This is a genomic window from Stutzerimonas stutzeri (genome assembly GCF_000935215.1).
GTDB lineage: Bacteria > Pseudomonadota > Gammaproteobacteria > Pseudomonadales > Pseudomonadaceae > Stutzerimonas.
In genome coordinates, this window is sequence record NZ_JXXD01000184.1 from 1 (window position 1) to 7,177 (window position 7,177).

Genomic DNA, 7,177 nt, shown 5'->3' on the forward strand with positions numbered 1-7,177 from the left:
AGCCCGAGGGCTGCCCTTGTTTCTGCCAGCATTGCGTCAGTGCGCGACGGCACCGGTGGCACCCAGGCCGGTCTGCGAACGAACGAACTGGGCGAAGAAGCGCTCGCGCTCCTCGCCGGCACGCTTGGACTTGTCGGTGACCGAGAAGAACCAGATGCCGATGAACGCGGCGGCCATCGAGAACAGCGCCGGGTATTTGTAGGGGAAGATCGCCTCGGCATAACCGAACACGTCGACCCATACGGTCGGGCTGATGATGGTCAGCAGCAACGCAGTGAACAGCCCCAGCGAGCCACCGAACAGCGCGCCGCGGGTGCTCAGGCCCTTCCAGTACATGGAAAGGAACAGCACCGGGAAGTTGCAGCTGGCGGCGATGGAGAATGCCAGGCCGACCATGAACGCGATGTTCTGCTTTTCGAAGATGATGCCGAGCAGAATCGCCACCACGCCCAGGGTCAAGGTGGTCAGCTTGGTCACGCGCATCTCGTCCTCTTCCCGCGCCTTGCCCTGCTTGATCACGCAGGCATAGAGGTCATGGGAAACCGCCGAGGCACCGGCCAGGGTCAGACCCGCCACGACGGCGAGAATGGTGGCGAAGGCGACCGCGGAGATGAAGCCGAGGAACAGGTTGCCGCCCACCGCGCTGGCCAGGTGGATGGCGACCATGTTGGTGCCGCCGACGATGGCGCCGGTCACGTCCTTGAAGTCCGGGTTGGTGCTGACCAACAGGATCGCGCCGAAGCCGATGATGAAGGTCAGGATGTAGAAGTAGCCGATGAAGCCGGTGGCGTAAAACACGCTCTTGCGCGCTTCCTTGGCGTCGGAGACGGTAAAGAAGCGCATCAGGATGTGCGGCAGGCCAGCGGTGCCGAACATCAGCGCCAGGCCGAGGGAGATCGCCGAGATCGGATCGGAAACCAGGCCGCCCGGGCTCATGATCTGAGCGCCTTTCTCGTGGATCTTCACTGCTTCGGCGAACAGGCTGCCAAAGTCGAAACCGACACTCTTCATCACCATGATGGCCATGAAAGAGGCACCGGACAGCAGCAGGACCGCCTTGATGATCTGCACCCAGGTGGTGGCGAGCATGCCGCCGAACAGCACGTACATGACCATCAGCACACCGACCAGCACCACGGCTACGTAGTAGTCCAGGCCGAACAGCAGCTGGATCAGCTTGCCGGCGCCGACCATCTGCGCGATCAGGTAGAAGGCCACCACGATCAGCGAGCCGAATGCCGAAAGCAGGCGGATCTGCGTCTGACCGAGGCGATAGGACGCCACGTCGGAGAAGGTGAACTTGCCCAGGTTGCGCAGGCGCTCGGCCATCAGGAAGAGGATGATCGGCCAGCCGACGAGGAAGCCGATGGAGTAGATCAGGCCGTCGTAGCCGCTGGTGTAGACCAGCGCGGAAATGCCCAGGAAGGATGCCGCCGACATGAAGTCGCCGGCGATAGCCAGGCCGTTCTGGAAGCCGGTGATGCTACCACCCGCGGTGTAGTAATCAGCCGTGGAGGTGTTGCGCTTGGCCGCCCACTTGGTGATGCCCATGGTGAAGACGATGAACACCACGAACATGATGATGGCGGTGTAGTTGGTGGCCTGTTTCTGGACTTCGCCGGTAATCGCATCGGCGAGCAGCGCAGGCGAGACTGCCAGGAGGAAGGCAGCCATCAGGAAACGCAGGATCATTATTTCTGTGCCTCGTTGAGGATTTCCTGGTTGATGCGATCGAACTCACCATTGGCACGCTGCACATAGACACCGGTCAGGATGAACGCCATGAAGATCACCCCGACGCCAACCGGGATACCCCAGGTGGTCACGGTATTGGCGGACAGCGGAATGCCGAGGATCTTTGGCTCGAAGGCGATCAGCAGGATGAACGCCAGGTAGGCGCTGAGCATGACAGCCGATAGCAGCCAGGCAAAACGGCCGCGCTTGGCAACCAGTTCCTGGAAACGCGGATTGGCATAGATCTGCCGGTAAACATTTTCATTGTGCATTGGAATCTGTCTCCACGGTCGCTACCCCCCGGTGGGAGCAGGGGCGGCTACTTTAGGCTTGGGTCGGATGAACACCACCCCGACTTTGGTCTGAATGCAGTTCACAAAAACACCCGTCGTAGAGCCGTTCAGCCGCGGAAAATGGGGCGCCGCAACAAATCCACATACAAATAGTGTGGCGCTATGTCGCACATGCGAAACGTTGATTTCAGACATTGCCCGGGCTCGACCAGACTCTCTCCATCGCGAGAACGATTCTCGACTGCACAAGGAGACGGGGCCATGCTGAAGACCGTGACGTTCACCCTGATGCACTTCTGCATCGCCTTTTCGGTGACCTATGCACTGACTGGCAGCATCGCCATTGGCGGCCTGGTCGCCACCGTCGAACCGCTGTGCAACTCGGTGGGCTTCTACTTCCACGAGAAGCTCTGGCAGCGTTTCGAACGCAGTCCGGCAAGCAAGATGCCCATCCCCAAACATGCCTGGCTGCACCATCACGCCTGACGCCGTCGTCATTTCTCATCCTGCGCAGGGATCGAATCCGCAACCGCGCTGCCATAGTGAAGTTGGCTTGCATTGTGCGGCCGATGCAGTTCTATTGGGACAGGTAGCGCGGGACCCCGTCGCTGCCTTGCCACAGGCCAGCCGGGCCTGTTAACGGAGAAGCACCATGCAGCTGTTGTTGCGCCTGACCGCCCTGCTCGCCCTGGTCGTTGCGCCTGTCCACGCCGCCGATCTGACTGTCGAGGAGTACGGCTTCCCGCTGTCCAACCCCTTCGAAGCCACCATCGCCGGTACGCCCATCGAGCTACGCGCCGAAGTGCCGACCGATGACGATATCGACCAGGCCGACTACAACCTGCGTCTGCGTCCCGAACGCGAGTTCACCCTGCCGGACAACTTCTGGCCGGTCAAAAAGCTGCGTTATCGGCTCGCTCGGCAAAGCGGCCCCGCGCCACTCATGTTCATCATTTCCGGTACCGGCGCGCGCTATTCGGCTGGCAAGACCGAAGCCCTGAAGCGTCTGTTCTACGGCGCCGGCTACCATGTGGTGCAGTTGTCGTCGCCGACCAGCTATGACTTCATGTCCGCCGCCTCGCGCTACGCAACACCCGGGATCAGCAGCGACGATGCCAAGGACCTGTACCGGGTCATGCAGGCAGTCCGCGCGCAGCACCACAAGCTGCCCGTCACCGAATACCACCTCACCGGCTACAGCCTCGGCGCCCTGAATGCCGCGTTCGTCAGCCAGCTGGACGAAACCCGCCGCAGCTTCAACTTCAAGCGCGTGCTGCTGCTGAATCCGCCGGTCAACCTCTACACCTCGGTCAGCAACCTGGACAAGCTGGTGCAGACCCGCGTCGAAGGCATTAACGACCACACCACCTTCTACGAAGTGATTCTGGAAAAGCTCACGCGCTATTACCGTCAGAAGGGCTATATCGACCTCGACGAGGCCGTTCTCTACGATTTCCAGCAATCGAACCTGAAGCTCAGCGACGAGCAGATGGCGATGCTCATCGGTTCGGTGTTCCGCTTCTCCGCCGCGGATATCACCTTCACCTCCGACCTGATCAACCGTCGCGGCCTGATCACGCCTCCCGAGTATCCGATCAACGAAGGCACCCGTCTGGAGCCGTTCTTCAAGCGCGCACTGCTGTGCAGCTTCGACTGCTACATCACCGAGCAGGTGATTCCGATGTGGCGCGCCCAGTACGACGGCGGCAGCCTGACCCAGCTGATCCAGCAGGTCAGCCTGTACGCGCTGGAGGATTACCTGCGCCAGAGTCCGAAGATCGCCGTCATGCACAACGCCGACGACCTGATCCTCGGCGAGGGTGACCTCGGCTTCCTGCGCCGTACCTTCGGTGATCGCCTGACCCTTTATCCGCGAGGCGGCCACTGCGGCAACCTCAACTACCGCGTAAACACTCAACACATGCTGGAGTTCTTCCGTGGCTAAAGGAATGCTGCTGCCGTTGCTTCTGGCCAGTGGTCTGGCCTTCGCCGACACGCCGAAGGTGGATGAGGATGGTTTCACCCATCCGCTGCGCAATCTGGAGTTCAATCCCGGCCTGGATCAGCGCGAGTTCGAGCGCGCCACCTTCCAGGCACTGGACGTCTACGATCCGTTCGAGTCGGTCAACCGGCGCATCTACCACTTCAACTATCGGCTCGATCAGTGGGTGATGCTGCCGGTGGTCCGCGGCTATCGCTACGTCACGCCGCGGCCGGTGCGCACTGGCGTGAGCAATTTCTTCAGCAACCTCGGCGAAGTGCCGACGCTGTTCAACAGCCTGGCTCAATTCAAGGGCCAGCGCGCGGCGAATGCCACCGCACGCTTCCTGTTCAACAGCATCCTGGGTGTGGGCGGCCTCTGGGACCCGGCAACGCGCATGGGGCTGCCGCGTCAGAGCGAAGATTTCGGCCAGACCCTCGGTTATTGGGGCATTCCCCAGGGGCCGTACCTGATTCTTCCGGCGCTGGGCCCGTCCAACCTGCGCGACACCACGGGCCGCGTGGCCGACTTCGCCGTCGAGCGGCAGGTGGAGTTTCTGCAGTATTCCGAAACCACCGGCGGCGAGTTGAGCCTGACGGCGCTGCGGGCCGTCAATGCGCGGCATGTCACCAGCTTCCGCTACGGTCAGCTCAATTCGCCGTTCGAATACGAGAAGGTGCGCTACGTCTACAGCCGGGCGCGGGATTTGCTGATAGAGGAATAATCTGCTTTATCGATCGTTTGTAGCGATATAACGCACCCATTGATCGAAGCCATGCACCTACTCTTGGCGAATTCAACCCCAGAGGCATTCGATCATGTCCCAGCGTGAAATTCTTTCCATCACCAGCGGCCGCGCCACGTCCGATGGCGCCGGCGTCAGCCTGACCCGCGTCTTCGGCGGCGCTGCCCCGGAGCGCTTCGATCCGTTCCTGATGCTCGACGAGTTCGGTTCCAACGACCCTGACGAGTACATTGCCGGCTTCCCGCCCCACCCACATCGCGGCTTCGAAACCATCACCTACATGCTCGAAGGACGCATGCGCCACGAGGATCACATGGGCAATGTGGGGTTGCTGGAGAGCGGTGGCGTGCAGTGGATGACCGCAGCGCGCGGCGTCATCCATAGCGAGATGCCGCAGCAGCAGGAAGGCACCATGCGCGGCTTCCAGCTATGGTTGAACCTGCCCTCCCACGCCAAGCTCGGCGATCCGGACTATCGGGATTTCGCCCCGGCCGAAATACCGCAACTCGCCCTGCCGGGCGGCGTGCAGGCCAAGGTCATCGCCGGCGTGTTCAAGGCCGGCGATATCGAACAGCACGGGATCGTGCGGCGGCCCGATACCGAGCCTCTGCTGTTCGACCTGCAGCTTTCAGCCGAGAGTGCCGTCTCGCCGCAAGTGCCGGATGGCCATCGGTTGCTGCTCTACGTCTATGAAGGGACGCTGCGGGTGGGTGGGCAGGCGGTGAGCAAAGGCCAGTTGGTTCAGATGTCCCAGGACGGCGAGCTCAATCTGTCCAGCGAACGTGGCGCCCGGCTGATGCTGCTGGCAGGCCGCCCACTCGGTGAGCCGATCGTGCAGTACGGGCCATTCGTGATGAACAGCCGCGAGGAGATCGAGCAGGCGCTGCGAGACTTCCGGGACGGTACGTTGGCCTGACCTGCACGATCTGCCCGGGAAGGCACCAGGCCTGGCGCAAATGGCAGTCCACTAGACGGCCGAACGCGTCTTCCTCTTTTTATACAAGCTGGGCTCGCCTACCGGGCGGGTCTTGAAGCGGCGATGCGCCCAGAGGTACTGCTCGGGTACCGCACTGACCGCCTCTTCTATCCACTGGTTGATCCGCAGACAGTCCGCCTCTTCACTTTCACCCGGGAAGTCCTGCAGCGGCGGATGGATCACCAGTCGATACCCCGAACCGTCCGCCAGGCGTTCCTGGGTGAAGGGTACGACCCGCGCCCTGCCCAGCCGGGCGAACTTGGTCGTGGCGGTGACGGTCGCCGCCTGGACGCCAAACAGCGGTACAAACAGGCTCTGTTTGCGCCCATAGTCCTGGTCCGGCGCGTACCAAATGGCGCGCCCTGCGCGCAATACCTTGAGCATCGCCCGCACATCCTCGCGCTCGATGGCACTCGCATCACGGTTGTGCCGTTCGCGCCCGCGACGCTGGACGAAGTCGAAAAGCGGATTCTTGTGCTCGCGATACATGCCATCGATGGTGTGCCGCTGGCCGAGCAGCGCGGCGCCGATCTCCAGCGTAGTGAAATGCAGCGCCATCAGGATCACACCCTGCCCTGCAGCCTGAGCCTGCTGCAGATGCTCGAGCCCATCGATCCTGGCCAGGCGCTGCAGGCGTGCCTGCGGCCACCACCAGCTCATGGCCATCTCGAAGAAGGCAATGCCGTTGGAGGCAAAGTTCTCCCGCAACAGACGCTCGCGTTGCGCCTGACTCAGTTCGGGGAAACACAGCTCCAGATTGCGCCGGGCGATGTAGCGACGCGAACCGGCGAAACGAAACATCAGTGCGCCAAGCCCGCGCCCCAGTTTCAACAGAACCGAATATGGCAACTGGACCAGCAGCCACAGCACGCCCAGGCCCAGCCACAGCGGCCAGAAGCGCGGGTGCAGGAAGTACGCACGAAACTGAGGACGATCCATGAATAGCTCGACAACCGATGAAGCGACGCATTCTAGCGGCAAACGCCAGCGCTGACCGAGCCCAAGCGCACCGACGATCGCTTTACGGGCCGCTCGCGGGTTGCAGGCAGCGACGCGCCCCGCTATAAGTCCTCGCCATTTACCGTAGCAGACAGACCATGAGCCAAGCCGACCTCACCGATCAGTCCCCAGCGTTCCAGCTCAAGGGCAGCATGCTCGCCATCACCGTGCTGGAACTCGCCAGCAACGACATCGAGCGTCTCGACGAGCAACTCGCGGCCAAGGTCGAGCAGGCACCAGACTTTTTTAATAACACCCCGCTGGTCCTGGCCTTGGACAAGCTGCCGGAGGCGGCTCGCGAGATCGATATCGCTGCGCTGGTCAGCCTGTGCCGCAAGCATCGTCTGCGTACCCTGGCCCTGCGCGCCAGCGAACCGTCCCACCTCGAGGCGGCCGCGGTGCTCGATCTGCCGGTGCTGCCGCCTTCCGGTGCTCGTGAGCGGCAGGTC

General features: G+C 62.2%; 8 protein-coding genes. 5 read left to right on the forward strand and 3 right to left on the reverse strand.

Translation table 11 applies throughout. The annotated features are described in order from the left end of the window. Nucleotides 1-36: 36 nt before the first annotated feature. Both LO50_RS18160 and LO50_RS18165 read right to left on the reverse strand, forming a co-directional pair. Nucleotides 37-1,692, reverse strand: coding sequence for a cation acetate symporter (locus LO50_RS18160; protein WP_023445031.1), 1,656 nt, complete (start codon nt 1,690-1,692; stop codon nt 37-39). Further along, nucleotides 1,692-2,006 (reverse strand): DUF485 domain-containing protein, encoded by a 315-nt coding sequence (locus LO50_RS18165; protein WP_023445032.1) that lies wholly within the window; start codon nt 2,004-2,006, stop codon nt 1,692-1,694. Before LO50_RS18165 ends, LO50_RS18160 begins: the two co-directional genes overlap by 1 nt. Before the next feature lie 282 nt (nt 2,007-2,288). On the opposite strand from LO50_RS18165, the gene LO50_RS18170 reads away from it, so the two are divergent. The 4 genes from LO50_RS18170 (at nt 2,289) to LO50_RS18185 (ending at nt 5,669) form a co-directional block, all read left to right on the forward strand. Further along, the gene (locus LO50_RS18170; RefSeq protein ID WP_014819793.1) at nt 2,289-2,513 is read left to right on the forward strand and encodes a DUF2061 domain-containing protein; all 225 of its coding nucleotides are present in this window, start codon (nt 2,289-2,291) and stop codon (nt 2,511-2,513) included. A 166-nt stretch (nt 2,514-2,679) separates the two neighbouring features. Then, nucleotides 2,680-3,972, forward strand: a complete 1,293-nt coding sequence (locus tag LO50_RS18175) for an alpha/beta fold hydrolase family protein (RefSeq protein WP_044315883.1) — start codon at nt 2,680-2,682, stop codon at nt 3,970-3,972. 4 nt (nt 3,973-3,976) lie between these two features. Then, nucleotides 3,977-4,732 (forward strand): MlaA family lipoprotein, encoded by a 756-nt coding sequence (locus tag LO50_RS18180; RefSeq protein WP_044315884.1) that lies wholly within the window; start codon nt 3,977-3,979, stop codon nt 4,730-4,732. A gap of 94 nt (nt 4,733-4,826) precedes the next feature. Then, nucleotides 4,827-5,669, forward strand: coding sequence for a pirin family protein (locus tag LO50_RS18185; protein WP_044315885.1), 843 nt, complete (start codon nt 4,827-4,829; stop codon nt 5,667-5,669). Nucleotides 5,670-5,720: 51 nt separating this feature from the next. Here the strand turns inward: LO50_RS18185 and LO50_RS18190 are convergent, their stop codons facing one another. After that, nucleotides 5,721-6,668, reverse strand: a complete 948-nt coding sequence (locus LO50_RS18190) for a lipid A biosynthesis lauroyl acyltransferase (RefSeq protein ID WP_014819789.1) — start codon at nt 6,666-6,668, stop codon at nt 5,721-5,723. Between the two features lie 158 nt (nt 6,669-6,826). Here LO50_RS18190 and LO50_RS18195 point away from each other — a divergent pair. Next, the coding region (locus LO50_RS18195; protein ID WP_044315886.1) for a septum site-determining protein MinC at nt 6,827-7,177 on the forward strand (351 nt) is incomplete at its 3' end.